The sequence below is a fragment of the Clostridium sp. OM05-5BH genome (genome assembly GCF_003481505.1).
In the GTDB taxonomy this organism is placed as follows: Bacteria; Bacillota; Clostridia; order Lachnospirales; family Lachnospiraceae; genus Otoolea; species Otoolea fessa.
Window position 1 is genome coordinate 1 of the sequence record NZ_QULJ01000006.1, and the last position, 25,068, is coordinate 25,068.

The following is a 25,068-nucleotide window of genomic DNA, read 5'->3' on the forward strand; positions in this document are numbered from 1 at the left end:
AAAGGCACTAACGTGCCAATGATGCGCACGTATGCGTTGACAGAAAACTCATTGTTTTCTGCTTTTTATAGCCGCGGAGGTATCTGGTGTTTTGCACCTCTCTTTTTGAGTGCTGTGCTGTTTCTGCGTCGTCAGAAAGACTATCTCTTTCTATTTTTGCCAAGATTATATGAGTTCTGAACCAGAAATTTAAGGATGCGTCATGCTGCTCATGCAGCGAGAAGACGGTAACATCCGATGAAAAGAATAGATTTTTCGATTTTTTTGAAAAAGTAGTTGACATTTAAAATATAATCGGTTATACTTATCTATGTTGTTGGAAAGCAATATTCCTCGATAGCTCAGTCGGTAGAGCACGCGGCTGTTAACCGCGCTGTCGTAGGTTCGAGTCCTACTCGGGGAGTTTTTTGATCCATATACTTTATGGACCTTTAGCTCAGTTGGTTAGAGCAACCGGCTCATAACCGGTCGGTCCCGGGTTCGAGTCCCCGAAGGTCCACTCTACCCAATATGAGGTAAATAAATAATTTAATATTTGGCCCGGTGGCTCAGCTGGTTAGAGCGCCGCCCTGTCACGGCGGAGGTCGTGGGTTCGAACCCCATCCGGGGCGGTTTGATACGACTGTTATAAATTGGTTCGCGTAAGCGGATTGAGGGACAGAGTATCGTAATGGGGTCTTAGCTCAGCTGGGAGAGCATCTGCCTTACAAGCAGAGGGTCACAGGTTCGAGCCCTGTAGGCCCCATTTCATTGTTGGAAAGTAAGAAGAATTTCTGGTTGTTATATCGATATAATTTGAAATGAATCAACAATAAAAGAAATTCAAAAAAATCTAAAAAACAGTTGACATTCTTCAGAATGAGTTGTATAATATGACTTGTTCGTTAAGAATAAAAAGTATGTGTGTGTAGCTCAGCTGGATAGAGCACTTGGCTACGGACCAAGGTGTCGGGAGTTCGAATCTTCTCACGCACGTCGATTTCTCTGGTTGTCAGAGAGCAAAAAGCATCCTTTTGAGGGTGCTTTTTTTGTATAATAGGGAATTCCAAGGAATTTCCTATTACACAAAAATGCACTAACGTGCCAATGATGTGCACTTGCGCGAAGATGCAGGTTGTCGCAAGCGACGCGCTCGGTGCGAGAATGTGTCAAGGCAGCAACTGTTCACAGGTAGGAATTTTCTGAACTGAAAATTCCGTACGATACAGTTCTGGCAGCAGATTTTGTCGATTTGGAATGTGCAGTATCGGCAAAATCCCGTTGATGGGCACACGTGTGCGAACCGTAACCCTGAGCGCATTCTTTATTCCGTTTACGACAGCCCGGAATTGACTTTTTACCCCATGACCGATATAATAATAGGGCTGTCCCTATCAAGGCAGATAGCTTTGCGGTTTCTATGAAAGACCGCGTGGAGGAATTATGAAAACAGAATATCTGATAAAAATTGGTTCTGTCGCTAAATGGCTGGTGCCGTTTTTTGCAGCGGTGGCGCTGCTGAACGCGTAGGTTTTAAGTGGGCAGAATAAAATAGAAAGGCTGGGAAGAAGCTGGGAGATGCATCACGGATTCTGACACAGCGGAAAGGAGAAGAGATGCAGTTAGTTCAGTTAGATATGAAGCAGATATCGAGCGAGGCAGAGATTTACGACTGCCTGGTCGGTCAGATGAATTTTACCAATGCCGATGAAAAACCGGAATGGATGAATGTGATTGAGATGAACGAGCGGGATCCGTATGAGATGGATACAGAAGAACAGCCGGAGGATCCGGAGTTTAAGAAAATTCTGGAGACACCGGAGAAGACATTGGATGGTCTGGTACAGATGCTGGCTGCCCGCCTGGCAGATGATTACTGCCTGGAAGTAATCCGGGATGAAGCGGCGGATGATGAGAAGAAAGAACTGGAAAAACGTCTGGAACGCGCACTGGAAGATGCGGCGCGCACAATCGATGAAAGAGACGGGAAATTGTATGCAATACTTGAGGATACAAAACCCATGGCATTCTCCGTTATCTGATGAGCCGGAAGAAGGATTGATTCCATGTGAGGTGGTTCGGTCTTCCCGGAAGACGATCGCCATCCAGATCACGGCGGAAGGACGCCTGGTACTCCGGATTCCGAGGAGGGCTTCGGTGCAGGCTGCGATGCGGTTTGCCGAGGAGCACCGCGACTGGATAGAAGTCCATTATAAAGAAGCGGTGGAACGCCAGAGGAACCGGAAAACATATGGAGCGGAAGAAATCCGAAATTTCACAGAAAAGCTGCGCCCGGTGCTCATGCACCGGGTTGCTTTATATGCGGCGTGCATGGGCGTAACCTATGGAAAAATCACAATCCGGAACCAGAAAACGCGTTGGGGAAGCTGCAGCGCAGCTGGAAACCTAAATTTTAACTGGCGGTTGGCACTTTTGCCGGAGGATCTGATGAATTATGTGATTGTCCATGAGCTGGCACACCGGCTGGAAATGAACCATTCCGCGCGTTTCTGGACGCATGTGGAGAATATACTGCCGGACTGGCGGGAACGGCGCAGGCGGCTTAGGGAGTATGTGATATAGAAAAGAAGCACAGACATAGATGTACTCTCGGAATCTTTCTGTGCTTGATTTTGAGAGATGATTTTTTGTCAGTTGTGCCCAAATTTCTGAGGCGTTGGCGTTGCGTCCGCCTCTGAAATTCGGGTGCGGCTGGCGGAAAATCAGCCACAAAAGCAAGTGCAAAAAAGACTCCGAGAGTACATCTAGATGATAGGAGGAACAAAATGGCAGAAGAAGTCTGGATGCTTCAGACCAAGAAAGCAGATTTTAAGCAGATCGGAGCGCGGTTTCGGATCGATCCGGTTACGGCGCGTATTATCCGGAACCGTGGGATCGAAGGAGAGGCGGCGATCGACCGCTATTTAAATGGCACGCTGGATGATCTGTATGATCCGATGCTGTTAAAAGATATGGAGCGTGCCGTTTCCATCCTGTGCGAGGCTGTGGATACTGGAAAGAAGATACGGATCGTCGGTGATTATGATATTGACGGCGTCTGTTCGACGTACATATTATTGCAGGCATTTGAACGGCTGGGCAGTGATGTAGATTTTGAGATACCGGATCGCATCAAGGATGGCTACGGAATCAATGAATCGATCATCGAACAGGCGCACGCGGACGGCGTGGAGGTGATTCTGACTTGTGACAATGGTATTTCCGCGTTCCATCAGGTGGAGCTGGCGAAGAAATATGGCATGACGGTTGTCATCACGGATCATCATGAGGTGCCCTTAGATGGGGAAAAAGAGAAGATTCCCCCGGCGGATGCGGTGATCGATCCGAAACAGGCAGACTGTCCGTACCCATTTCCGGAGATCTGCGGCGCAGTGGTGGCGTACAAGCTGGTGCAGGTTTTATATGCCCGCCGGGGCGTGCCGCAGATGGAATGGCTGGATTTGCTTGAATTTGCCGCGATTGCGACGGTCGGTGATGTGATGAAGCTGCAGGATGAGAACCGGATTCTGGTAAAATACGGTCTTAAAAAGATGGCGCAGACCAAAAATATAGGGCTTCGCAGGCTGGCGGAGAAAAATAATCTTGATCTGGGGGCGATCACAGCATACCATATCGGATTTGTCATTGGACCGTGCCTGAATGCGGGCGGACGATTAAAAACGGCAAAGGAAGCGCTGGCGCTTCTGAGGGCGCAGAGTGAGGAAGAGGCGGAACGCCTGGCAGAGGAACTTAAGGAATTAAATGATACCCGCAAGGATATGACCGAGCAGGGGACTGAGGCGGCGAAGCTGCAGGTAGAGAGCTGGTACCAGAAGGACAAGGTGCTGGTGGTCTTTCTGCCGGAATGCCATGAATCGCTGGCGGGCATTATTGCAGGGCGCCTGAGGGAATATTATCAGAAGCCGGCGATCGTGCTGACGCGCGGCGAGGAGGCGGTCAAAGGCTCGGGACGTTCCATTGATGAGTACCATATGTTTAAAAAGCTGACAGAGGTCAGCGATCTGCTGCTCAAATTTGGCGGGCATCCGCTGGCAGCCGGGCTTTCGCTGGAAGAGAAGAACATTGACGAGTTCCGGCGCAGACTGAATGAAAATGCGGGGCTGACGGAGGAAGATTTTAAAGCGAAAGTCTGGATCGATGTGCCGATGCCGGTGGGATATGTGACAGAACGGCTTGTGAGAGAGCTTTCCTGTCTCGAACCGTTTGGACAGGGTAACGAAAAACCGCTGTTTGCAGAGAAATCACTCCGCATCCGGGCAAGCCGCGTGCTGGGGCGCAACCGGAATGTCGTAAAAATGACGTTGGAAGAGACAGACGGACACGCGATCGAGGCGCTATATTTCGGTGACGGAACGGCGTTTGAGGAAGAGCGCGCCGGACGGCGAGAGATCGACGTCGTGTATTATCCGGACATCAATGAGTACAATGGAAGAAAAACGCTGCAGGCGGTGATCCGCCGTTATAAATTCCGGGGGTAAATGGCATGATAACGAGAAAAGATGTGATGCCGGTCAATTTCCTGAAAAAAGAAAAATTTACCGGAAGTGATACCGGGATGCGCTACCGGATGGAGATGACAAAGCGCGAAGTACCGAAAGAAGACGGCGCAGATGGCGAGACGGTCGAGGAGACAGTCCTGACCGTGACATCGTGGCCGGAACCATATGGATACGACGCAACGCCGGAAGAGGAGAAGACCCGCGAGGAATTTCCATTTTCGGAAGAAGGAATTGTGAGCGGGGTAGAGTGGCTGAACGGGCAGCATGCGCGGTATGTGAAGCCTGAAAAATAGACGGTTGCGTGAACAGAAAGAGTGAAAAAGTAGAATGAGTTGGAAAAAGACATTTTATGAGGGGCTAAAGAGCGGTATCCCCATTGGACTGGGGTATCTGCCGGTCTCCTTTACGTTTGGCTTCCTGGCGGTGTCGGGCGGTCTGCCGGTCTGGGTAGCAGTTTTTATATCGCTGACGAACTTAACGAGCGCCGGACAGTTCGCAGGGACAAACCTGATTCTGGCGGGGGCTGGGTACTTTGAGGTGGCATTGACGACGTTTGTCATCAACCTGCGCTATATGCTGATGTCACTGTCCCTGTCCCAGAAGCTCGATGAAAAGACGGGAACCGGGGCGCGCCTGGCATTGGCATTCGGCATCACGGATGAGACGTTTGTCGTCAGTTCCCTGCATCCGGGCATTTTGAAAGCGTCGTATATGCTGGGACTTATCACGATGCCGATTCTGGGGTGGAATCTTGGAACCTGGCTGGGAGGCGCGATCTCGGCGGTTCTGCCGCAGGCGCTGCAGAATGCGATGGGAATTGCCCTGTACGCGATGTTTATTGCACTGATTCTGCCGGCGGCACGCAAATCGCGGTCGGTGTGCTGCGTCATCATTCTGGCAGTTGTGATGGTGTGCATTTTAAAATATGTTCCGGTTTTTGCCGGTATTTCCTCCGGTTTCCGGGTGATTCTGGTTACGATCGCGGCATCGGCGTTCGGTGCATGGAAATTCCCGCATGATCCGGACGGTAAAGAAGCCGGTCAGGACGAGAGTCAGAAAGAGGGGGCAGAATGATGAATACAGCAGAGGCAGCAGGAGCAGCCGGAACACTCGATATGAAATACGTACTGACCTGTGTCCTTTTGATGGCACTGGTTACATATATTCCACGTGTTCTTCCGGTTACGATTTTCCGGAAACAGATCCGTTCGAAGTTTATCCGATCTTTCTTAGATTATACGCCGTATGCAGTGCTGGGAGCACTGACATTTCCGGATGTATTTACCTCCACAGGACATCTCTATTCGTCGGTCGGAGGAACGATCGTAGCGGTGATTTTGGGATATAAGGGAAAGAGCCTGGTGGTAGTGGCGATCGCGGCGATTGTGACGGTTTACCTGCTTGAGATGGCAGGCGGAGCCGGTCTTTTGGCGTCGCTTTCATTTTAAGAAAAATTTAAAATGAATATGCGCGAAAGCGCGGGAAATTCATCATAAATAAAAACGAAAGGTGCAGACAAGATGATTACAATGAAGGGAGCCGCTGTTTCGGCAAAGCTGAAAGAGCAGGTGGAAAAAGAGCTGGAAACCCTGACATGGGTGCCAAAACTGACGATTATCCGGGTGGGCGAGAATCCGGATGATATTTCCTATGAGAAAGGCGCGACAAAGAAACTGACTTCGTTCGGGCTTGAGGTGGAATCGAAGGTATTTCCAGGGAATATCTCGGACGAGGCCTTTAAGAAGGAGTTTGCGGCAATCAATGCGGATGCGTCGGTGGACGGTATTTTAATGCTGCGCCCGCTTCCAAAACAGATCAACGAGCAGGATATTGAAAAAATGATCGATCCGGCGAAGGATCTGGACGGTATTTCCCCAGTCAATATCGCAAAGGTGTTCAGCGGCGATACGAGCGGTTTTGCGCCGTGTACGGCGGAGGCAGTGGTATGCATGCTGAAAATGAACGATATCGCGCTTTCTGGCAAACGGGTGGCAGTCGTAGGAAGAAGCATGGTTGTAGGACGCCCGCTTTCGATGCTGCTTCTGCATGAAAATGCGACCGTGACCATCTGCCACTCGAGAACTGCCAGCCTGCCGGAGGTATGCCGGGAGGCGGATATTCTGGCTGCCTGCGTGGGAAAAGCAGCGATGATCAACCACACCTATGTAAAAAAGGATGCGGTTGTCATTGACGTTGGGATCAATGTAGATGAAAATGGAAAACTCTGCGGCGATGTGGATTTTGCCGATCTGGAAGGAACTGCTTCGGCAGCAACCCCGGTTCCGGGCGGTGTCGGCGGCGTGACGACGGCGGTTCTGGCACAGCATCTGGTGTGCGCGGCATGGATGAAACAGGAAAAAAATAGTAATAAATAAGCGAAAGAAAGTTAAGAGAAAAGCAATACATTTCCTCTCGTTTTCAGGTATAACTATAGTAAGAATGACAGTGTACCAGTTGTTGCTCCGGAAGGTCTGAACCCATTGTGGGTTGGAACTCACGGATGAAACAGAAAAACGGGAGGAATTTTTTTATGAGAAAAATGGGGATGATGCGAAACAGGATGGCATTTCTGCTGGCAGCAGGCACGATGACAATGACGTCGGCGGCAGGTTTGGCAGGTTGTACGTCCGCACCGGCATCGGTGACGGTGCAGTCGGCGGAAAATACGGGGATCACGGTGACGAGCCAGGAGAAAATCAAGGCGGAGCCGGATATTGCGGAAATTACCTACAGTGTCTATTCACAGGCGGCGGATGCGAGCACCTGCCAGTCGGAGAATCAGACAGATTTGGATGCGGTTCTGGCGCTTTTGAAGGAAAAGGGAATTGCAGATACCTCGGTGCAGACGAGCGGTCTGGGGCTGAATCCGATCTATGACTGGGACAATGGCAAGAAGATCACTGGTTATGAGATGACGACGGAGGTGGTTGTATCGGATGTTGCGATTGAGGATGCAGGGGCGATCATCAGCGATTCGGTCAATGCGGGTATCAATTCGATCGATTCGGTCCAGTACCAGTGCAGCAATTTTGATGAGATTTATCAGGAAGCGCTCAAAAAAGCCATTGAGTCGGCGCGCGTGAAAGCCGAAGCGATGGCGGAGGCAGGCGGCTGCAAGCTGGGAACGATGACGAATGTGCAGGAGTACAGCAGCGGGCAGCAGGCGCGCTATTATGACACTTCTTACAGCAGCGGCATGGCGATGAAGGAAATGGCGATGGAAGATGCGGGTGCAGGCAGAAACCTGATGCCGGGGCAGGTGGATGTTGAGGCAGAGGTGTCGGCTACGTTTTCCATTCAATAGGGATCAGCTGCATGAAAGGTTGTCTGGTTTTGGAGGAAAAATCGGATTTTAAACAGGAAAAGGGAATAAACACAAATTGTATAAACCTTCGCATATCTGGGATACTAACAGTGTGAAATGAATGGTCGGAAACGGCTGCTGTTTCATGAGAATGTAGAACAGAATGCGGAGGTTTATTTTTTATGTGGGGAATGATAACCGCGCTGGTTTCCGGCGCACTCATGAGTATACAGGGCGTGTTTAATTCTGCCGTGATGAAGCAGACCAGCATGTGGGTATCGGCTGGCTGGGTGCAGATAAGTGCGTTTGTGGTTTGCCTGCTGATGTGGCTTTTTACGGGGCGCGGCGCGGTATCGGAGCTTTGGCAGATCGAACCGCGGTATATGCTGACCGGCGGCGTGATCGGGGCATTTATCACGTACACGGTCATCAAGAGCTTTGACGCGCTGGGACCGGCAAAATCAGCGCTTCTGATCGTCGTGGCACAGATCCTGGTGGCGTACCTGATCGAGGTGTTTGGCTGGTTCGGTGTGGAGAAAGCGGGATTTGAGTGGCGCAAGGCGATCGGGGCGGCGGTTGCGATTGCGGGGATTGTGATTTTCAGATGGGAATAAAAATTTTCTGCTTGTGTTTAAAGGGGGTTTTGGTTAGAATAGAATTACGGACAAAACGCGCCTCGGAAAAAGAGGGGTGCAGAAGATGAAACAGACAAATCAAACAGTAAATCGGAAACGATGGATGCGAACAGGGGCAGTCGGCGTGGTATTTTTGGCGGCTGTTTTGTGTTTTGGTGTGCAGAGCCGGCGAGAGAAGCAGACGGTGGTGCTGGAGACGCAGAATAGTTTTTCAAAAGAAGTGGATGATTCGCAGGAAAGCTCCGAACGTCCAGCAAAACGGTCAAACGGCGGGTCAGTGGATGGGGATAATGAAGCAGCAGAGAACGCTGCGCCTGAGGGGCAATCAAAAGAAAATCCCCAAACGCCGGAACCGAGAATCCTATATATCCACGTCTGTGGCGAGGTAGCCGCACCGGGCGTCTATGAGCTTCCGGCGGGCAGCCGTATGTATGAGGCGGTTGAAAAGGCGGGCGGGATGACGTCGGAGGCGGCGCAGGAATCTGTAAATCTGGCGCAGGCGATCGAGGATGGACAGCAGCTTCGGATTCCGAGCCGGGAAGAGATTCGGAAATATCAGGAAACAGGGAAGGATGTCCCCGGGCTTCTGGGAGCCGGAGGCGCTGCTGGGAATGGCAGCGAGTCAGCTTCGCAGAAATCTGGAAGCAGTGCAGCATTGATTAATTTAAACACAGCTTCCAAAGAAGAGTTGATGACTTTAAATGGTATCGGCGCGGCGCGGGCGGAAGCGATTCTTTCTTACCGGGATCAGAAGGGCGGTTTCCGGACGATTGAGGATATTATGAAGGTGCCTGGCATTAAGAACGCGGCATTTCAGAAGATAAAAGATAAGATTACAGTATAGAGAGATAGAAGCATAGTGGTTGAGGTGGAGAATGGCGAAGGTATTAGTGGTAGATGATGAAAAATTAATAGTAAAAGGAATCCGTTTCAGTCTGGAACAGGATGGATTTGAAGTTGCCTGCGCCTATGACGGGGAGGAAGCGCTTCAGATGGCGAAGGAGACGGAGTATGATATGGTTCTTCTGGACGTGATGCTGCCGAAGCTGAACGGATTTGAAGTCTGCCAGGCAATCCGGGAGTTCTCCGAGATGCCGATCATTATGCTGACCGCAAAAGGCGACGATATGGATAAGATTCTGGGGCTGGAATACGGCGCCGATGATTATATCACAAAGCCATTTAACATTTTGGAAGTAAAGGCGCGCATCAAGGCGATCCTGCGCCGCAACTCCAAGAAATCGAGACAGGAGCCGCAGCAGACAAAGAAAGTCATCGAGGCGGGCGATCTGACGCTGGATTCGGACAGCCGCCGGGTCTTTATCGCTTCCCGCGAGATCAATCTGACCGCGAAGGAATTTGACCTTCTGGAGCTCCTGGTGTGCAATCCGGGCAAGGTTTACAGCCGCGAGGAGCTGCTGCGCTTTGTCTGGGGCAACCGGGCGGCGGCGGGCGGCGATGTCCGCACCGTAGACGTTCATGTGCGGCGGCTGCGCGAGAAGATCGAGCCGAGTCCAAGTGATCCGAAATATGTACATACGAAATGGGGCGTGGGGTACTACTTCCGGATTCGGTAATGTAGAAAAGAACTCAGAAGAGGATGAAAGGGGCGCTGCAGGGGAGTGTGTATCCCGGCAGCAGCTCTTTTTCTTTAGGTGACAAAGGCGGATGGGGCAGAGAATGAACGAGGAAAACCAAGAACAGGATCAGAAGAATGAAATTGCAGGGAAGCAGGAAGAGCCGGGACAGATAGTTTCAGAAAAAGTGGAGAAGAAACGAGAGAAGAAACCAAAGAAAAAGCGTCTTCGCATCCAGGGCGCCGCGTGGAGGCGGCTGGATAACACGGCGAAGCTCTTTGCGGCGGTGTCGGGGGAGGATTTAAGCAGTGTATTCCGGATTTCGGCGGTTCTGAAAGAAAAAGTAGATCCGGAGCTTTTGCAAAGGGCGCTTGTGCGGACACTTCCGGAGTTTGAAAATTTCCGGGTGAAGCTGCGGAAGGGATTTTTCTGGTATTATTTTGAGGCGAACAACCGGAATCCGGGCGTGGAAGAAGAACAGAGTGCACCGTGCCGTTTCATTGATCCGCACCGGGGCGCGCGGTTCCCATTCCGTGTGAGCTACTATGGATGCAGGATCAATTTTGAAGTGTTTCACGGGCTGACGGACGGACTGGGGGCGCTGCGGTTTGCTTCACGGCTTACAGAACATTATCTGGAACTGGTGAAAAAATTGCCGGTTATGGTGCAGGAGCGGGAGTTTTCGCCGCTCCGGGAGGACGATTATCTGCGACATTACCGGAAACTGCCGCATCGGCATTATAACAGCAGACCGGCGATTGCGATTCAGGGGGAATTTCTCCCATTTGATCAGATGGCAGTGCTGCAGGGGACGATTGAGGTGTCGGAACTGAAGACGGAATGCAGGAAGATGGGGGTCAGCATCACCAAATATCTGGCGGCGGTGCTTCTCTGGGCGATCATCCAGACGGAGACGGATGGGAAAACGCTGAAACGTCCGGTGGCGCTCAATCTTCCGGTGAACCTACGGAGTTTTTTTGAGTCGGAGACGCTGGCAAACTTCTTTGCTGTCGTGAATATTTCGTGGGCGGCGGGAAAGGCGCCGGAGGCATTGGAAGAAGTGATTGCGTCTGTGAGCCGCCAGATGGATGAGCAGATCGTGAAGGAGCGGCTGGAGGAGACGATCTCCTACAATGTGTCGAATGAGAAAAAATGGTATGTGCGGGCGATCCCGCTATTTGTCAAACATCTGGCGATGCAGTTGATTTTTCTGCACACCAGCCGCGCCCACACGATGACATTTTCCAATATCGGACCGGCGCAGGTTCGGGAGGAACTGAAAGATTCGATCGAGGGCTTTCAGCTTCTTGTCGGCGCATCGCCGAAGCAGCGGATGAAATGCGGGGCGGTGGCGTATGACGGGAAATTATGCCTGTCGTTTACGAGCGCGATGGCAGAGAACCGGCTTCCGAAGTTTTTCTTTCACTTATTGGAGGAAAAGGGCATCCGGGTAGAGCGCGAGAGCAATGGAATCACGGATACAGAGCATGATAAAGGACGTTATCCAGTGATTGCCCAGGATCGAGAGCGCGTGCGCCGTGCGGTGCGGGGATTTTATGTGTCATTGGTGCTCGTATCGCTTCTGGCGGGGCTTACGAATCTGGCGACTTATCATCGGATTCCGTTTAAATGGTCGCTTCTGACGGCGGGCGCGGCGGCATATGTGGCGATGACGCTGCGGTTTTCGGTCATGCGGCATGCGAGCCTGGCAGGAACGCTGGTGCGGCAGTCCCTGGGAATTCAGGCAATTTTGCTTCTGATTGACGCGCTTACAGGGCTTCGGGGGTGGTCGGTGGACTACGCGATCCCATGCGTCGCACTGTTTGAGGTGGCGGCGGTTCTTCTGATGATGTTAGTCAACCGGATGAACTGGCAGAGCTATTTTATGTATCAGATCACAATTACATTTCTGAGCTTTGTGCCGTTGATTTTCTGGAAAATCGGGTGGACGCATCATCCGCTTCTGACGGTGCTGGCAGCAGGTGTGTCGGTGGCAGCGCTGGCGGCGACGGTGATTCTGGGCGACCGGAGTGTGAAGCGGGAATTGAAGAGGCGGTTTCATGTGTAAATGGCAGGAAAATCGGTCACAGTAAAGGAACGATCTATAAAAATACGAAGATTGAAAATTTGGATGAAAGAAAGGGAAGAAGCATGAGTCGGAAAACAGTCAGCATGATAGGCAATCTGACGCGTGATATGATGAGTGACGTGATGGAGACATCGTTAAAGAAGCCGATCCAGACCGGCGAATTCCGGAAAAATCCGGTCGAACCGGCGTGGAGATGTCCGGCGGAATATATTTATGAGCTGGTAAAAACAGAACAGTTTGTGATGGAATATTTGAAGCCGAAGCAGGCGGTGACGGGGCGCGTCATTTTGCAGCTGCACGGCGGCGGGTATATCGGTCCGATGAAAAATATTTACCGGCGGTTTGCGGTTAAGTATTCACAGATCAGCTTCGGCGCGGATGTTCTGACGCCGGACTACCGGGTGGCGCCGGAGCATCCGTATCCGGCGGCGCTGGAGGATGCGGTGTACGCGTACCGATGGCTTCTGGAAGAGAAGAAATACCAGCCGTCCCAGATCGTGGTAGCCGGGGATTCGGCGGGCGGCGGCCTGGCGCTGGCGCTCTGTCTGTATGCGAAAGATCACGGGCTGCCGCTTCCTGCGGGCATTATCACGATGTCGCCGTGGACGGATGTAAGTCTGAGCGGGGCATCGTATGAGGAAAATTATACGATCGATCCACTGTTTGGTAATTCGAAGGAAAATATGTTGTACCAGTGCAGCTACATCGGGAATGCCAATCCGAAAAATCCGTATCTGTCGCCGCTGTTTGGAGATTTTGAAGGATTTCCGCCGATGCTGATGCAGGTGGGCGCGTATGAGGTGCTTTTAGATGATACGAGGGCGGCAGCGAAAAAGGCGCGCGCCGAGGGCGTCAAGGTGCGCTGCTCGGTCTATGACGGGATGTTCCATGTATTTCAGATGGGACTCGACCTGATTCCGGAGAGCCGCGAGGCATGGGAAGAGGTCGCGGAATATCTGCGGATCATCTACCGGATTCATCGGGAGCCGGAGGGAACGGTCGTGAAAAAGGTAAAAACGAGACGCAAAGAGACGGAAGACCGGGCGCGGCTGAATCTGTTGGCATTTTTAAAACGGGAGCTTAAAAAGTGAAGATTACGTTAGTGACAGTAGGAAAAATTAAGGAAAAATATCTGGAGGCGGCGATCGCGGAGTACAGCAAGCGGCTGGGGCGTTACTGCCGTCTGGAGATCGTGCAGGTGGCGGATGAAAAAACGCCGGATAAGGCGAGTGAGCTGCAGGAAGCGCAGATCCGCGACAAGGAAGGCGAGCGGATTCTGGCGCATATCAAGGAGGACGCGTATGTGATTGCACTTGCGATCGATGGAAAGCAGCGTTCCTCGGAGGAGATGGCGGCATGGATGGAAGATCTGGGCGTGCGAGGTGAGAGCCATCTGCAGTTTATCATCGGAGGTTCGCTGGGGTTGTCGCAGGCGGTGTTAAACCGTGCGGACACGAAGATCAGCTTTTCGCGCCTGACCTTTCCACACCAGCTGATGCGCGTGATTTTGCTGGAACAGATTTACCGGAGTTTCCGGATTATAAAAGGAGAACCGTATCATAAGTAGACATAATGCATGATGGATGATTAAAAATCAGCTATTCATAATGCGCGAGAGCAGTTCCAGATCCTCTTTTTTGACCTTTAAGTTAGATGCCACCTCGGTTCCGTCCGGGGCGGTCACTTTTAGGGAAATGACGCTGTCCTCGCGCAGCGCGCGGGTGTAGGCGGCTTTCAGAAAAGGGGAAAATTTAGGGTGGCGGGCTTTGAAACGCGCCCACTCGTCCCGAAATTGCAGTAAGGATGAAAGATTCATGTGATTAAGTCCTTTCCGTTTTAATAACTGATGGTAGTGTATCATGCGCGGGGAAGGCATGTAAAGAGGAAAAATTATCAGTAATGAGAGGTAGACTGGTAACTGTTCGCAGTAACGTAGACAGGAGAATCAAGATTCATGGAACAGGTACAGAAGAAAAATATACTAGGCACGGAGCCGATCGGCGGGCTTTTGCGGCAGTTTGCGGTGCCAAGCATTATCGCGATGCTGGTAGGCGCCCTTTATAATATCGTCGATCAGTTTTTTATCGGAAGAAGCGTGGGAGAGCTGGGGAATGCAGCGACGAACGTAGCGTTTCCGTTGACGATCTCCTGTGTGGCGCTGGCGCTTCTGTTTGGAATCGGCGGTGCGGCGTCCTTTAACCTGACGCTGGGAGGCGGCGATCGGGAAAAGGCGTTATTTTATATTGGAAATGCGGCGACGCTTCTGTTTGGAAGCGGTGTGATTCTGGGGACTGTGGCGCTTTTTTGCCTGACGCCGATGCTGCGCTTTTTCGGTTCGCCGGACAATGTGCTGGCGTATGCCAAAACGTATACGGGTATCACGGCTTTGGGATTTCCATTTCTGATTCTGACCAACGGCGGCGGGCATCTGGTGAGGGCGGACGGAAGCCCGCTTAATGCGATGCTTTACAATTTATCCGGGGCGCTGATCAATACAGTGCTCGATCCGCTGTTTATTTTTGGATTACATATGGGAATGGCGGGTGCTGCGCTGGCGACGATCATTGGACAGATTTTTTCAGGAATCCTGATTATCCGGTATCTGCGCCGTTACAAAAACGGACGGCTGACAGCGGCGCATCTTCGACCACAGAGAACATATGTAAGCATGATTACCTCATTGGGGGCGGCGGCATTTTTCAACCAGCTTGCGATGCTGGTGGTGCAGATCGTGTTAAATAAATCCTTGACCTACTATGGTGCGCATTCGGACTATGGGGAATCGATTCCGCTGGCGTGTGCCGGCATTATCACGAAGGTCAATCAGGTGTTTTTTTCGATCGTCATCGGTCTTTCTCAGGGGATGCAGCCGATCGCAAGTTTCAATTATGGCGCGAAAAATTATGCGCGCGTGCGGCAGGTGTATGGGTTGGCGCTCAGGTGGGGATTTGCGGTGTCGGCGGTGTCCTTTGCGTGTTTCCAGTTGATTCCGCGTCCGATCATCGGGCTGTTCGGGGAAGGATCGGAGATGTATTTCCAGTTTGCGGAAAAATATTTCCGGATTTACCTGTTTTTCACGTTCTTAAACTGTGTGCAGCCGATTGCGTCGAACCTGTTTACGGCGATTGGAAAACCGAAAAAGGGTATTTTCCTGTCCCTGACGCGCCAGATTCTCTTTTTGCTGCCGCTGATTGTGATTCTGCCGCTGTTTATCGGCATTGACGGCATCATGTATGCCGGACCGATCGCGGACTTTGTGGCGGGCGTGGTGGCGCTTGCGATGGCAGGCGTGGAGGTGAGACGGCTGCGGCGGATGGAAAGTGCGTCCGTGCATGCATAGGCGGATGGTATATTTTAGCCAGTCCTTCATATATTGAGGTAAGGAGGACGGGCTGATGAAGGAGGAACAATCAAAGCAGGATGTGAGGGCGCTGTTTCATTTTTTTTCCCGGAATATCCGGGAGCAGCTTCTGGCGCTTCCGCTTGAGGCGGATGGAATGGAAGAGGTACGGCTGCGGGTTAGCGCGCCGCTGTATTACATATATAAAAATAAAGAGTACACAGCCGGAAGTGGATTCCGGGTCAGCCGGGAGGATGTGGATGAAACGCTGCAATGCGCGGCTCGTTCTTCCCTCTATGCTTACGGGGAGGAAATCCGGCAGGGGTTTCTGACCGTGCAGGGCGGACACCGGATTGGCGTGGCTGGAAGGACGATACTGGAAAACGGACATATAAAGGCGATTCATCCGATAACCTTTTTAAATGTCCGTTTTTCGCATCAGATGATAGGATGTGCAGCAAAAATACGGTCGATTTTGACGGATCCAGGGACGGGAAGTATCCGGAATACGCTTCTGATTGCACCGCCGAGATGCGGAAAAACAACACTTCTGCGGGATCTGATCCGGATGGTGTCGGATGGAGAAGAGGGAAAGGATAGGGGCTCTGCTTTGACGGGGAGCTTTGAACGGCCTAAGGCAGGTGCAGGACATGAAAATAAAGCTGGAAAAATGGTGGAGATGAGGAAGCAGCATGGTGGAAAAGTGAGGGCGCAGACGGTCGGGGTGGTGGATGAGCGTTCGGAGATTGCCGCCTGCTATCAGGGAATCCCGCAAAACGATGTTGGCTGCCGGACAGATGTGCTGGATGCCTGCCCCAAGGCGGAGGGAATGATGATGCTGATCCGCTCGATGGCACCGGAGGTGGTCGCGGTGGACGAGATCGGCGGTGAGAATGATTTGGAGGCGCTTCGCTATGTGATGAACTGTGGCTGCAGGATTCTGGCAACCGTACATGGAAATTCGATGGAGGACATCCGGGAAAAACCGGGCTTGTCCTCTTTTTTGCAAGAAAAACGGTTTGAGCGGTATGTGGTGCTGGGAAATAGACGCGGACCGGGAACGGTGGAGGCGGTATATGATGCAGCTGGCGAGGAGCTCATATGTGGATAAAATTGCTTGGAATCTGCCTTGTATGTGTATCGTGTGCGGGGATTGGCGGGGGTGAGGCATTGCGCCTGATTGGCCGGAGGCGTTTTTTGGAGGAAGTAAAACGGATTGCCGCGGGACTGCGGGGAGAGATTGGGTATACACAGGCAGTTCTTCCTCTGGTACTGTGCCGGGCGGGGGCACGCGGGGATGGAAAAGCGGGGAAGCTATTTTTGGTGGCAGGAGAGCGGCTGGAAGCGAATCCAGAGTGTCCGTTTGGGAGTATCTGGGAAGCGGTTCTGGAAGAGCAGGGGATTCGTCCGATGTTAGGAACAGAGGAATGGGAGCTGATGTGCCGGTTTGGAAACAGCATCGGGTATCTCGATCTGGAAATGCAGCAAAAGACGCTGGCACTGTATCTGGAAGAATTGGAACGGGCGATTGAGCAGCTGCGGCGGGAAGAGCCGGAGAAGAAACGGCTGTGCTGGGGACTTGGGATACTAGGCGGGCTGTTTCTGGCAGTGGTGTTGATGTAAGTGGGGGAAGAAAATGGGAGTTAATCTAATATTTCGGATTGCGGCAGTTGGTATCCTGGTTTCCGTCCTCTGCCAGATCCTCAAACACAGCGGGCGGGAGGAACAGGCATTTCTCACAAGTCTTGCGGGTCTTCTTTTGGTACTGTTCTGGATGGTGCCGTATATTTATCAGTTGTTTGAGACGATGAAGGAATTGTTTGCGTTGTAATGTACTCTCGGAATCCTTCTGTGCTTGATTTTGTGAGATGATTTTTTGTCAGTTGAGCCCAAATTTCTGAGGCATACGTTGATGAAATTCGGGTGCAGCTGGCGAAAAATCAGCCGCAAAAGCGGGTGCAGGAAAGACTCCGAGAGTACATGGCAGGGAAGGACGGTAAAAAATGTCAATTTTAACCGTATCGGTTCTTGGGATCACGGCAGTTCTTCTGGCAGTCCAGCTCAAGGGAAAAGGCGGCGAGTATGGGACGTACATTGTGATGGCGGCGGGGCTGTGTCTTTTTTTCTATGCGGCGGGAAAGCTGGAAGTGATTCTGAAAACACTTCGGACGATGGAATCCTGCATCGGGATCAGTCCAGTGTATTTGTCGGCGCTTTTGAAAATGGCGGGAATCACTTATATTGCCGAATTTGCCTCCGGGATTTGCAAGGATGCCGGGTACGGTTCGCTGGGAACACAGATTGAGATATTTGCGAAGCTGTCCATTCTGGCGGTCAGTATGCCGATTCTGCTGGCATTGTTGGAGACGGTGAAGCAGTTTTTGGCGTAGGGAAGTGGTAAGTGCAGAAAAGCGGAGAGATGGTGAGAGCAGGTGACGGTGGGAACAAAGATGGTTGTGCGGGCAGTGAGCGTTATATTCTTGAGTGTATATTTGATGGCAGGAAATCATTTAACGGTGTCGGCGGCAAATGGTGAAAAGATATCCGAAGATTCGGATTTCAGTGTTTCTGGCGAGAACATGGATTCTCTTCTGAACTCACTGGATTTAAGCAGAATCGAAGCATTTTTAAGGGAAGCGGGAGGTTCGGCAGTCCCGGGGCTTTCATTCCGGGAAATCCTTTCGATGCTTCTCTCTGGCAATTATCAGAGTGTGGTTCGGATGATGATGGATTTCTGCCGGACAGCCCTATTTCGGGAAATTTCAGAAAATGGCAGATGGATGGGGCAGGTCATCCTTCTGGGAATTTTAGGAGCGGTGTTCGCCAGTTTTTCGAGTCTCTTTGCCGACAGTCAGGTATCGGAGATGGGCTTTTATGTCACATATCTTCTGATTTTTACACTGCTTGCCGCCAGTTTTTTGAATGGGGTGCGGATCACGCGGACACTGTTGGAGCAGCTCTTTGAATTTGTCCGGGTGCTGGTTCCTGCTTTTTTTCTGGCTGTTTCCTTTTCCGGGGGAAGTACCTCGGCAGCAGCCGGATATGCGTGGACACTTGCTTCTGTCAATGTGGCGGAATGGGTGTTTTTACAGTTGTTTCTGCCATGCACCCAGTTGTATGTCCTGCTGTCGCTGGCGGGACATTTAAGCTCGAAGGATTTGTTTTCAAAAGCGTTGGAATTGCTGGAACAGGGGATGCGCTGGGGCAGCAAGGCGCTTTTGGGAGTGGTGCTGGGCTTTCATGTGCTGCAGGGAATGATTGCGCCGTATACAGATTCGGTGCGCCAGACGGCGCTGCGGCGGGCGGTCAGCCTGATACCGGGAATCGGACAGGGCGCGGCGGCAGTGTCGCAGGTACTTCTTGGAAGCAGCGTCCTGATTCGGAATACGGTGGGCATCGGGGGAGTGCTTGTGTTGGCGGCGGTGTCGCTTCTGCCGCTTTTGAAACTTTTAATCCTCTATCTGGGGTGCCAGGGAAGCGCGGCGCTTTTGCAGCCGGTCAGTGACAGCCGGGTGGTGGAGGCAGTCGGCGCAGTGGCGAAAGGATTTTATTTTTTGCTGGCAGCAGCTGGTTCGGCGTTGGTGTTATTTGCACTTTCGATCGCGGTGGTGTGTGCGAGCACGAACGCGGCTTATTTTGCGGGGTAGAAGATGGAAGTAATTACTCACTGGGCGGGGAATATCGTCAGTTATCTTGTGTTTCTGACCGTTCTGACCGGGCTTTTGCCCGCACATAAGTATGAAAAATATATTCGCCTGTTTGCGGGCTGTATCTTGCTTCTGATTGTGCTTAAGCCGCTGACGGACGGGCTGCGGCTGGAGGAGCGGCTGAATTATCTGTTTACATCTCTTTCGTTTGAAAATGAAGCGGGCGAGCTGAAAAGTGAGATGGATGAGATAGAGGTGCGGCGCAGAAATATGGTTTTGAGCCAGTATGAGGCGGAAGCATCCAAGGAGGCGGTGCGGGTGGCAGCGGAAGCGGGATTTTCCGTGGAAAAGGCGGATGTAGAGCTGGAAAAAGATCCGGAGTCGGAGCAATTTGCCTCGGTGCGGAGTGTGACGGTGTATGTGGCGGGAAGTGAGGCGGGGATGGAAGCGGGGATGGAAGCGGCGGAACTGGAGGAGAATCAGAGTTCGATGATTGAAATAGAAAAAATTCCCCCGATTGAAATTTCACTTGAACAGGAGCAGAAGCAGGGAGAACCCGCCGCCGCGCAGGCAGTTTCATGGATGAATGGGGAAAAGATTTGGGAGCTTCAGCAGCGGCTGGCATCGTTTTATCAGGTGGAGGCGGATCATGTGGAAGTCAGGATGGAACCTTGACAAGGAATGGGTCAAACGAAATGAAAAATGGCTGATTTTGCTGGTGCTTGGGCTGGCAATTCTGATCTTATATGCGCCGTTTGGGAAGAAGACGAGTGAGACGGGAGTCTGGCAGTCAGGGGAAAGATGGGCGGAGAGTGAAACAGAAACAAACTCTGGGCATAGAGCAGGGCAGGACAAAAATGGAAGTTCAGAAGAGAGTGGTTCGGATGTCGAAACAGGTCTGCCAGGCACTGCATCCAGGCAGGACACCAACCGCCTCTACGAGCTTCGCCTGGAGCAGCGGATCCGGGACGTTTTAAAGAAGGTGGACGGCGTGGGTGAGGTGGATGTGATGCTGACTCTGTTTTCTTCTTCGGAAAAGGTGCTGCGGGTGGATAAGGAGAGAAGCCGGTCGTCCACCTCGGAGACGGATTCTTCGGGTGGTACGCGGCAGCAGGCGGATGAATCGCTGCGGGAGAGCACCGTGCTGGCGGGAAGTTCAGGCAGCGGGGAACCGGTAGTTGAAAAAGAGCTGGCACCGGAGATTTCCGGTATCGTGATCAGCGCACAGGGAGGAGGAAATGCGTCGGTACAGAAGGAAATTTCGGAAGCGATGCAGGCATTATTCGGACTGCCGGCACATAAAATAAAAGTATTAAAGCGGGTGGAATAAAGGAGTATGCAAATATGAGAATGAAGATGAAACGCGTTTTCAGGAGAAATCAAATCATCATCACGACGCTGGCGATCATGATTGCGGCGGCGGGGTATCTCAACTATGCGGGAAAATCCGATCTGCCGGGGGCGGATACATATGAAGCGGGGGCGACCAAGATTTCAGATAGCGATATATATTCGGAAAATCAGGCGGTGTCCGGAAGCGTGGCGGACGGTGAATATGAGGAGATTGCAAGTCTTGACGATCCGGGAGAGGGAGATCCGCTGGCAGCAGGCAGTGAGGAAGGCACAGCGCAGGGAGCGGCGGACGGAGATGAGGCATCTGCGGACAATCCGGCAGTCGATAACCCGGGCGAGGCGGTTTTGACAGGCGGAACCGGCGTGGCAGAGTACATAGCCAATGTACAGCTCAGCCGTGAACAGATCCGCGCCAAGAACCGCGAAGCGCTGAATGCCCTGATTAACAATGAAAATCTGGATGCGTCGGCAAAAGAGGCAGCCGTTCAGGATATGCTGGCACTCAATGCGATAGCGGAGAAGGAAAATGCAGCGGAAACGCTTCTGATGGCGAAAGGATTTGCCGATCCGGTTGTCAGCATCACGGATGGAAAAGTGGATGTCGTTGTCAACGCGCCGTCCATCACAGATCCGCAGCGCGCGCAGATCGAGGATATTGTAAAACGGAAAACCGAGATATCGGCGGAAAATATCGTGATTTCCCTTTTAAACCTGGGAGATTGAGGAAGTTCGGATGAGTTAATGTTCACGGGTAGGCACTTTTGGAACCGAAAGTGCCGTAAGAAAACGTGGTGGCAGCAGGAATTTGCCGTATTAAAATGCGAAGCCACGGCAAATTCCGTTACTGGGCACGTATGCGTGAACAGTAACTCGGATAAGATTCGAACTGGAAATGCCTTTGCAAACTCCTGTATTTTTGGTATAATAAAAACACTTAATTGAAATGTATTTCTGGAAGTATTCGAGCATCTGTTTTTTGTGGGAAGAGAAGATTCCGGGCGTACATGGAAGTGGTCAGGAGGGATTTGGAATGGCGAGAGAAGCAGAAGATAGAAGCACACATATCGTATATGAAAAGGACCGCATTGGAGAAGTGAAAATTGCCGATGAGGTAGTGGCGATCATCGCAGGTCTGGCAGCGACCGAGGTAGACGGTGTCGATTCGATGGCTGGCAATATCACAAATGAACTGGTCGGAAAGCTCGGCATGAAAAATTTGAGCAAGGGCGTGAAAGTGACCGTAACCGAGGATCACGTGATTGTGGATCTGTCCTTAAATATGAAATATGGCTACAGCATCCCGGCAGTCAGTGAAAAGGTGCAGGACAAAGTAAAGACAGCGATTGAAAATATGACCGGTCTGATGGTTCTGGAAGTTAATATTAAGATCGCGGGTGTCAATATGCCGGCGGAAGCATAGCAGGTTTCGTGTTTTCGTAGCTTTTCATTTTCTTAACACAAAATACTCAGTTTGACCTTGACGGGGAAAAAACCGTATGATATGATGATCGCGTTAAAAGGGAGTAGTTATAACCATGTAACCAACAGACCCTGAGGATAGTAAACCTCATGGTTACATGCCTTGTGTAAGTCAGATGGCAGTGTGTTTTTGTAACAAAAAGCGTGTGCCGTATGATTCAAATGTGAGGAACAAGACTTTTAGCATATGTGGATGAAACGTATGCTGAAAGTCTTTTTTGTTTTATTAGGAAAAAGCGTCCTATGAAACAAAAACGCTCACATGGATGTATACCTAGCGCGAAGAAAGACAGCTGCCAGAGCAGGTGTATCCTGGCAAGGGGCTCCAGGAAACAGGATATTTATGAAGGAAAACAAAATTAACAGGAGGAACAACATGGAATTTTTATGGGAAGGCGTCATGGCGATCACGCCGCAGCAGGTTGTGATGTATCTGATCGGCGGGCTTTTGATCTGGCTGGCGGTCAAAAAGGAATACGAACCGGCGCTGCTTCTGCCGATGGGATTCGGCGCGATCATGGTAAACCTGCCATTATCCGGCGTCATTAACCAGGTGACGGAGGGCATCGGGGAGACACAGGGTATTATACAGTGGCTGTTTGAGACGACGATCAGCGCGTCGGAGGCGCTTCCGATTCTGCTCTTTATCGGAATCGGGGCAATGATTGACTTTGGACCGCTTCTGTCACAGCCGATCATGTTTTTATTTGGTGCGGCGGCGCAGTTTGGCATTTTCTTTGCGATCTGTGCGGCATCGCTGATGGGATTTGAACTCAGGGATGCGGCATCGATTGGAATCATCGGTGCGGCGGATGGACCGACTTCCATTCTGGTTTCCCAGATCATGCATTCCAACTATGTGGGCGCGATCGCGGTGGCGGCGTACTCCTACATGGCGCTGGTGCCAATCATCCAGCCATTTGCGATCCGTCTGGTGACGACGAAAAAAGAACGCCGGATTCACATGACCTACAGTCCGAAAAATGTGTCCAAAACGACCAAGATCGCATTTCCGATTGTAGTTACTATCATTGTCGGACTGATTTCTCCGGCATCGGTGGCGCTGGTCGGATTTCTGATGTTTGGAAACCTGATCCGCGAGTGCGGCGTGCTTCCGGCACTTTCCCAGACGGCACAGAACGAGCTGGCAAACCTGATTACCCTGCTGCTTGGCATCACGATTTCGTTCAGTATGCGTGCGGATGCGTTTGTGCGGGTTGACACACTTCTGATTATGGGAATCGGTCTGATTGCATTTATCTTTGATACGATCGGCGGTGTGCTGTTTGCTAAATTTATGAACCTGTTTTTGAAGACGAAAATCAATCCGATGATCGGTGCGGCGGGCATTTCCGCATTCCCGATGTCCTCACGCGTGGTGCAGAAGCTGGCGATGGAGGAGGAAAAGGGAAATATTATCCTGATGCATGCGGTCGGCGCCAATGTATCGGGGCAGATCGCCTCGGTCATCGCGGGCGGACTGGTTATTAAGCTGGTAAGCCAGTATTTGTAATATAGGTCTGTCGGGCAGATAAAATGGAAAAGGAAGGCTGCACTTGAATGATGAAAAATCAAGAGACAGCCAGTGCACTGATTGAGATGGAGGAAAATATCGGATGTGGAATAATTTTTTGATTTCGCTGGCAATTATGGGAAAAGGAATGGCGGGAATTTTCGTCGTTGTCCTGATTATTACGGCAGTGGTGCTGATTTTAGGTAAGTTAAAGTAAAATATAAATTGGAAAAAGTATCTTTCTTTTTTCTTTCAGTTTTATGCAGTTCGTTGACATTCGACAGAGGTAAATCTATAATAGAAACATTGTTTGTAAGAGTTTGAAAGGGCCAGAAGGAGACATGAGAATGAGTCAACGAAATAAAATTCAGCGCCTGCTGCGAAAAGGCGCTTTGGCAACTTGTTTATCCCTGTCAGTTGCGTGCAGTAGCTTATCGGCAGTTACAGCGTATGCAGGACCGGCGGATGATCCGGCAGCGGCAGCACCAGTGATCGGACCGGGCGGTCCGGGAACCACGAACGCGAATGCGGGACAGCAGGCGGATAATTCCTATTATAATCAGACGTTATCTAATCCGGTTGTCAATCCGGTGGACAAGTATTCCTATAGCCAGATGGTAAACGATATTTCGGCGCTGGCAAGCCGTTATCCGGGAACGGTGACAGTGAAATCGATCGGAAAATCGGCGGACGGACGTGATATCTACGATGTGATTGTCGGCAATCCGAACGCATCCAAGAAGATTCTGTTCCAGGGGGCGATTCATGCCAGAGAGTATATCGTTGTACCGCTGATGATGCAGCAGCTCGAGTATCTGGCAGCTGGATTTACGAATAATGGTACCTATATGACGCAACCGCTTTCTAACATATTGGGACAGGTGGCATTTCATTTTGTGCCGATGCTGAATCCGGATGGAGTCACGATCAGCCAGATGGGCGAGAATGGTATCCAGTCGGAGGAACTGCGCCAGACGATGCAGGCGGCGTACGCGGCGGACAAGGCATCCAGCCGGACAACGGTCAGCTATGAAGAGTATGTGAGACGCTGGAAGGCGAATGCACGCGGTGTCGATCTGAACTATAACTTTGCAGCAAACTGGGAGGGAATCAATGTGTCTTTAACCCATCCGTCTGCAAATGGTTATAAGGGAACCAACCCACTGTCAGAGCCGGAGAGCCAGGCAATCGCGAACCTGATTCAGGGAACGGGATTCAATGCGGTTATCAACTATCATGCGATGGGAAATGTGATTTACTGGGATACGCAGAACAACCAGAAAGCGGCAGAGTCCAAGGCGCTGGCAAACGCTGTTCATGCCTTGAATGGTTATTCCGTTCTTGGAAGCAAGGGCGTCGGCGGCTTGAAGGACTGGCTGCAGCAGGCAGCAGGCATCCCTGGTATCACGATCGAGGTAGGACGTTCCACCTGCCCGGTATCTTTCTCGGAATATCCGGCGATCTGGAACCAGAATAAGGCAGTCCCGGCAACGCTGGGATATTATGTGGCGACACATTGATGATGGAATAAAATGAAGATTAGATAGAAAAAGGATGTGCGACTGGAGTTGAAAGTGGTCGTGCATCCTTTTTTGTTTCAAGATTTGGAACGAATCAACAAAAACAGGAAGC

The 25,068-nt window shown here is 51.3% G+C and carries 28 protein-coding genes and 5 tRNA genes; 32 read left to right on the forward strand and 1 reads right to left on the reverse strand.

What is annotated here, in order from left to right; translation table 11 throughout:
- The 20 genes from DXB70_RS14220 to rlmH all read left to right on the forward strand — a co-directional run.
- The coding region (locus DXB70_RS14220; protein WP_207665600.1) for a hypothetical protein at nucleotides 1-180 on the forward strand (180 nt) is incomplete at its 5' end.
- Nucleotides 181-330: 150 nt separating this feature from the next.
- A tRNA-Asn gene (locus DXB70_RS08795) sits at nucleotides 331-403 on the forward strand.
- Between the two features lie 22 nt (nucleotides 404-425).
- Nucleotides 426-499, forward strand: a tRNA-Ile gene (locus tag DXB70_RS08800).
- Between the two features lie 38 nt (nucleotides 500-537).
- A tRNA-Asp gene (locus DXB70_RS08805) sits at nucleotides 538-611 on the forward strand.
- Nucleotides 612-672: 61 nt separating this feature from the next.
- Nucleotides 673-745: transfer RNA gene (locus DXB70_RS08810), tRNA-Val, on the forward strand.
- Nucleotides 746-901: 156 nt separating this feature from the next.
- Nucleotides 902-975, forward strand: a tRNA-Arg gene (locus DXB70_RS08815).
- A gap of 620 nt (nucleotides 976-1,595) precedes the next feature.
- Entirely contained in the window at nucleotides 1,596-2,021 is a 426-nt protein-coding gene (locus tag DXB70_RS08820; RefSeq protein ID WP_022358685.1) for a hypothetical protein, read from the forward strand.
- 16 nt (nucleotides 2,022-2,037) lie between these two features.
- Nucleotides 2,038-2,562: a M48 family metallopeptidase gene (locus tag DXB70_RS08825; RefSeq protein WP_243017123.1), complete on the forward strand. Its 525-nt coding sequence runs from the start codon at nucleotides 2,038-2,040 to the stop codon at nucleotides 2,560-2,562.
- Between the two features lie 203 nt (nucleotides 2,563-2,765).
- Nucleotides 2,766-4,478, forward strand: coding sequence for a single-stranded-DNA-specific exonuclease RecJ (gene recJ / locus DXB70_RS08830; protein ID WP_107001308.1), 1,713 nt, complete (start codon nucleotides 2,766-2,768; stop codon nucleotides 4,476-4,478).
- Nucleotides 4,479-4,483: 5 nt separating this feature from the next.
- On the forward strand, nucleotides 4,484-4,792 hold the full coding sequence (locus DXB70_RS08835; protein WP_107001309.1) for a hypothetical protein: 309 nt from the start codon (nucleotides 4,484-4,486) through the stop codon (nucleotides 4,790-4,792).
- A gap of 34 nt (nucleotides 4,793-4,826) precedes the next feature.
- Entirely contained in the window at nucleotides 4,827-5,573 is a 747-nt protein-coding gene (locus tag DXB70_RS08840; RefSeq protein WP_117796867.1) for an AzlC family ABC transporter permease, read from the forward strand.
- Nucleotides 5,574-5,614: 41 nt separating this feature from the next.
- The gene (locus tag DXB70_RS08845) at nucleotides 5,615-5,947 is read left to right on the forward strand and encodes an AzlD domain-containing protein (RefSeq protein ID WP_107001498.1); all 333 of its coding nucleotides are present in this window, start codon (nucleotides 5,615-5,617) and stop codon (nucleotides 5,945-5,947) included.
- A gap of 72 nt (nucleotides 5,948-6,019) precedes the next feature.
- On the forward strand, nucleotides 6,020-6,874 hold the full coding sequence (locus DXB70_RS08850) for a bifunctional 5,10-methylenetetrahydrofolate dehydrogenase/5,10-methenyltetrahydrofolate cyclohydrolase (RefSeq protein WP_118673159.1): 855 nt from the start codon (nucleotides 6,020-6,022) through the stop codon (nucleotides 6,872-6,874).
- A gap of 155 nt (nucleotides 6,875-7,029) precedes the next feature.
- A complete protein-coding gene (locus DXB70_RS08855; RefSeq protein ID WP_242995821.1) occupies nucleotides 7,030-7,803 on the forward strand; it encodes an SIMPL domain-containing protein in 774 nt (257 codons plus the stop codon).
- Between the two features lie 182 nt (nucleotides 7,804-7,985).
- The gene (locus DXB70_RS08860) at nucleotides 7,986-8,417 is read left to right on the forward strand and encodes a DMT family transporter (protein WP_022359281.1); all 432 of its coding nucleotides are present in this window, start codon (nucleotides 7,986-7,988) and stop codon (nucleotides 8,415-8,417) included.
- 85 nt (nucleotides 8,418-8,502) lie between these two features.
- The gene (locus tag DXB70_RS08865) at nucleotides 8,503-9,282 is read left to right on the forward strand and encodes a helix-hairpin-helix domain-containing protein (protein ID WP_118673160.1); all 780 of its coding nucleotides are present in this window, start codon (nucleotides 8,503-8,505) and stop codon (nucleotides 9,280-9,282) included.
- Between the two features lie 31 nt (nucleotides 9,283-9,313).
- Nucleotides 9,314-10,015, forward strand: coding sequence for a response regulator transcription factor (locus DXB70_RS08870; RefSeq protein ID WP_022359279.1), 702 nt, complete (start codon nucleotides 9,314-9,316; stop codon nucleotides 10,013-10,015).
- Nucleotides 10,016-10,118: 103 nt separating this feature from the next.
- The gene (locus DXB70_RS08875) at nucleotides 10,119-12,083 is read left to right on the forward strand and encodes a DUF6320 domain-containing protein (RefSeq protein ID WP_243099934.1); all 1,965 of its coding nucleotides are present in this window, start codon (nucleotides 10,119-10,121) and stop codon (nucleotides 12,081-12,083) included.
- 83 nt (nucleotides 12,084-12,166) lie between these two features.
- Nucleotides 12,167-13,195 carry an alpha/beta hydrolase gene (locus tag DXB70_RS08880; protein WP_107001314.1) on the forward strand — a complete coding sequence of 343 codons (1,029 nt, stop codon included), beginning with the start codon at nucleotides 12,167-12,169 and terminating at the stop codon, nucleotides 13,193-13,195.
- Complete coding sequence (rlmH, locus tag DXB70_RS08885; RefSeq protein WP_022359275.1) at nucleotides 13,192-13,671, forward strand: 23S rRNA (pseudouridine(1915)-N(3))-methyltransferase RlmH; 480 nt, start codon at nucleotides 13,192-13,194, stop codon at nucleotides 13,669-13,671. The genes DXB70_RS08880 and rlmH overlap by 4 nt, the downstream gene beginning before the upstream one ends.
- Before the next feature lie 27 nt (nucleotides 13,672-13,698).
- On the opposite strand, the gene DXB70_RS08890 is transcribed toward rlmH, so the two are convergent.
- On the reverse strand, nucleotides 13,699-13,920 hold the full coding sequence (locus DXB70_RS08890; protein WP_107001315.1) for a hypothetical protein: 222 nt from the start codon (nucleotides 13,918-13,920) through the stop codon (nucleotides 13,699-13,701).
- Between the two features lie 138 nt (nucleotides 13,921-14,058).
- On the opposite strand from DXB70_RS08890, the gene DXB70_RS08895 reads away from it, so the two are divergent.
- The 12 genes from DXB70_RS08895 to DXB70_RS08950 all read left to right on the forward strand — a co-directional run bounded on the left by DXB70_RS08895 (nucleotide 14,059) and on the right by DXB70_RS08950 (nucleotide 24,956).
- On the forward strand, nucleotides 14,059-15,444 hold the full coding sequence (locus tag DXB70_RS08895; RefSeq protein WP_117796871.1) for an MATE family efflux transporter: 1,386 nt from the start codon (nucleotides 14,059-14,061) through the stop codon (nucleotides 15,442-15,444).
- Nucleotides 15,445-15,499: 55 nt separating this feature from the next.
- Nucleotides 15,500-16,555, forward strand: coding sequence for a stage III sporulation protein AA (locus DXB70_RS08900; RefSeq protein WP_118482583.1), 1,056 nt, complete (start codon nucleotides 15,500-15,502; stop codon nucleotides 16,553-16,555).
- On the forward strand, nucleotides 16,546-17,067 hold the full coding sequence (locus DXB70_RS08905) for a stage III sporulation protein AB (RefSeq protein WP_118522939.1): 522 nt from the start codon (nucleotides 16,546-16,548) through the stop codon (nucleotides 17,065-17,067). The genes DXB70_RS08900 and DXB70_RS08905 overlap by 10 nt, the downstream gene beginning before the upstream one ends.
- A 13-nt stretch (nucleotides 17,068-17,080) precedes the next feature.
- Nucleotides 17,081-17,275, forward strand: coding sequence for a stage III sporulation protein AC (gene spoIIIAC, locus DXB70_RS08910; RefSeq protein ID WP_022359269.1), 195 nt, complete (start codon nucleotides 17,081-17,083; stop codon nucleotides 17,273-17,275).
- 172 nt (nucleotides 17,276-17,447) lie between these two features.
- Nucleotides 17,448-17,834, forward strand: coding sequence for a SpoIIIAC/SpoIIIAD family protein (locus DXB70_RS08915; protein ID WP_022359268.1), 387 nt, complete (start codon nucleotides 17,448-17,450; stop codon nucleotides 17,832-17,834).
- A gap of 48 nt (nucleotides 17,835-17,882) precedes the next feature.
- Complete coding sequence (locus DXB70_RS08920) at nucleotides 17,883-19,091, forward strand: stage III sporulation protein AE (protein ID WP_118673161.1); 1,209 nt, start codon at nucleotides 17,883-17,885, stop codon at nucleotides 19,089-19,091.
- Nucleotides 19,092-19,094: 3 nt separating this feature from the next.
- On the forward strand, nucleotides 19,095-19,766 hold the full coding sequence (locus tag DXB70_RS08925) for a stage III sporulation protein AF (protein ID WP_118673162.1): 672 nt from the start codon (nucleotides 19,095-19,097) through the stop codon (nucleotides 19,764-19,766).
- Nucleotides 19,741-20,421, forward strand: a complete 681-nt coding sequence (locus DXB70_RS08930; protein ID WP_118538715.1) for a stage III sporulation protein AG — start codon at nucleotides 19,741-19,743, stop codon at nucleotides 20,419-20,421. The genes DXB70_RS08925 and DXB70_RS08930 overlap by 26 nt, the downstream gene beginning before the upstream one ends.
- A 20-nt stretch (nucleotides 20,422-20,441) precedes the next feature.
- The gene (locus tag DXB70_RS08935; protein WP_118673209.1) at nucleotides 20,442-21,167 is read left to right on the forward strand and encodes a SpoIIIAH-like family protein; all 726 of its coding nucleotides are present in this window, start codon (nucleotides 20,442-20,444) and stop codon (nucleotides 21,165-21,167) included.
- Between the two features lie 307 nt (nucleotides 21,168-21,474).
- A complete protein-coding gene (locus DXB70_RS08940) occupies nucleotides 21,475-21,864 on the forward strand; it encodes an Asp23/Gls24 family envelope stress response protein (protein ID WP_107001323.1) in 390 nt (129 codons plus the stop codon).
- 435 nt (nucleotides 21,865-22,299) lie between these two features.
- The gene (locus DXB70_RS08945; RefSeq protein WP_107001324.1) at nucleotides 22,300-23,436 is read left to right on the forward strand and encodes a sodium ion-translocating decarboxylase subunit beta; all 1,137 of its coding nucleotides are present in this window, start codon (nucleotides 22,300-22,302) and stop codon (nucleotides 23,434-23,436) included.
- A gap of 347 nt (nucleotides 23,437-23,783) precedes the next feature.
- Nucleotides 23,784-24,956, forward strand: coding sequence for a M14 family zinc carboxypeptidase (locus tag DXB70_RS08950; RefSeq protein WP_118673163.1), 1,173 nt, complete (start codon nucleotides 23,784-23,786; stop codon nucleotides 24,954-24,956).
- Nucleotides 24,957-25,068 lie beyond the last annotated feature (112 nt).

Coding starts and splice junctions, on each gene's coding strand:
- spoIIIAC (WP_022359269.1), top strand. CDS start 17,081: ATGGGAGTTAATCTAATATTTCGGATTGCGGCAGTTGGTATCCTGGTT.
- DXB70_RS08820 (WP_022358685.1), top strand. CDS start 1,596: ATGCAGTTAGTTCAGTTAGATATGAAGCAGATATCGAGCGAGGCAGAG.
- DXB70_RS08925 (WP_118673162.1), top strand. CDS start 19,095: ATGGAAGTAATTACTCACTGGGCGGGGAATATCGTCAGTTATCTTGTG.
- DXB70_RS08895 (WP_117796871.1), top strand. CDS start 14,059: ATGGAACAGGTACAGAAGAAAAATATACTAGGCACGGAGCCGATCGGC.
- DXB70_RS08865 (WP_118673160.1), top strand. CDS start 8,503: ATGAAACAGACAAATCAAACAGTAAATCGGAAACGATGGATGCGAACA.
- recJ (WP_107001308.1), top strand. CDS start 2,766: ATGGCAGAAGAAGTCTGGATGCTTCAGACCAAGAAAGCAGATTTTAAG.
- DXB70_RS08860 (WP_022359281.1), top strand. CDS start 7,986: ATGTGGGGAATGATAACCGCGCTGGTTTCCGGCGCACTCATGAGTATA.
- DXB70_RS08850 (WP_118673159.1), top strand. CDS start 6,020: ATGATTACAATGAAGGGAGCCGCTGTTTCGGCAAAGCTGAAAGAGCAG.
- DXB70_RS08950 (WP_118673163.1), top strand. CDS start 23,784: ATGAGTCAACGAAATAAAATTCAGCGCCTGCTGCGAAAAGGCGCTTTG.
- DXB70_RS08875 (WP_243099934.1), top strand. CDS start 10,119: ATGAACGAGGAAAACCAAGAACAGGATCAGAAGAATGAAATTGCAGGG.
- DXB70_RS08855 (WP_242995821.1), top strand. CDS start 7,030: ATGAGAAAAATGGGGATGATGCGAAACAGGATGGCATTTCTGCTGGCA.
- DXB70_RS08915 (WP_022359268.1), top strand. CDS start 17,448: ATGTCAATTTTAACCGTATCGGTTCTTGGGATCACGGCAGTTCTTCTG.
- DXB70_RS08940 (WP_107001323.1), top strand. CDS start 21,475: ATGGCGAGAGAAGCAGAAGATAGAAGCACACATATCGTATATGAAAAG.
- DXB70_RS08890 (WP_107001315.1), bottom strand. CDS start 13,920: ATGAATCTTTCATCCTTACTGCAATTTCGGGACGAGTGGGCGCGTTTC.
- DXB70_RS08835 (WP_107001309.1), top strand. CDS start 4,484: ATGATAACGAGAAAAGATGTGATGCCGGTCAATTTCCTGAAAAAAGAA.
- DXB70_RS08900 (WP_118482583.1), top strand. CDS start 15,500: ATGAAGGAGGAACAATCAAAGCAGGATGTGAGGGCGCTGTTTCATTTT.
- DXB70_RS08930 (WP_118538715.1), top strand. CDS start 19,741: ATGTGGAAGTCAGGATGGAACCTTGACAAGGAATGGGTCAAACGAAAT.
- DXB70_RS08905 (WP_118522939.1), top strand. CDS start 16,546: ATGTGGATAAAATTGCTTGGAATCTGCCTTGTATGTGTATCGTGTGCG.
- DXB70_RS08935 (WP_118673209.1), top strand. CDS start 20,442: ATGAAGATGAAACGCGTTTTCAGGAGAAATCAAATCATCATCACGACG.
- DXB70_RS08845 (WP_107001498.1), top strand. CDS start 5,615: ATGAAATACGTACTGACCTGTGTCCTTTTGATGGCACTGGTTACATAT.
- DXB70_RS08880 (WP_107001314.1), top strand. CDS start 12,167: ATGAGTCGGAAAACAGTCAGCATGATAGGCAATCTGACGCGTGATATG.
- DXB70_RS08945 (WP_107001324.1), top strand. CDS start 22,300: ATGGAATTTTTATGGGAAGGCGTCATGGCGATCACGCCGCAGCAGGTT.
- DXB70_RS08840 (WP_117796867.1), top strand. CDS start 4,827: ATGAGTTGGAAAAAGACATTTTATGAGGGGCTAAAGAGCGGTATCCCC.
- DXB70_RS08870 (WP_022359279.1), top strand. CDS start 9,314: ATGGCGAAGGTATTAGTGGTAGATGATGAAAAATTAATAGTAAAAGGA.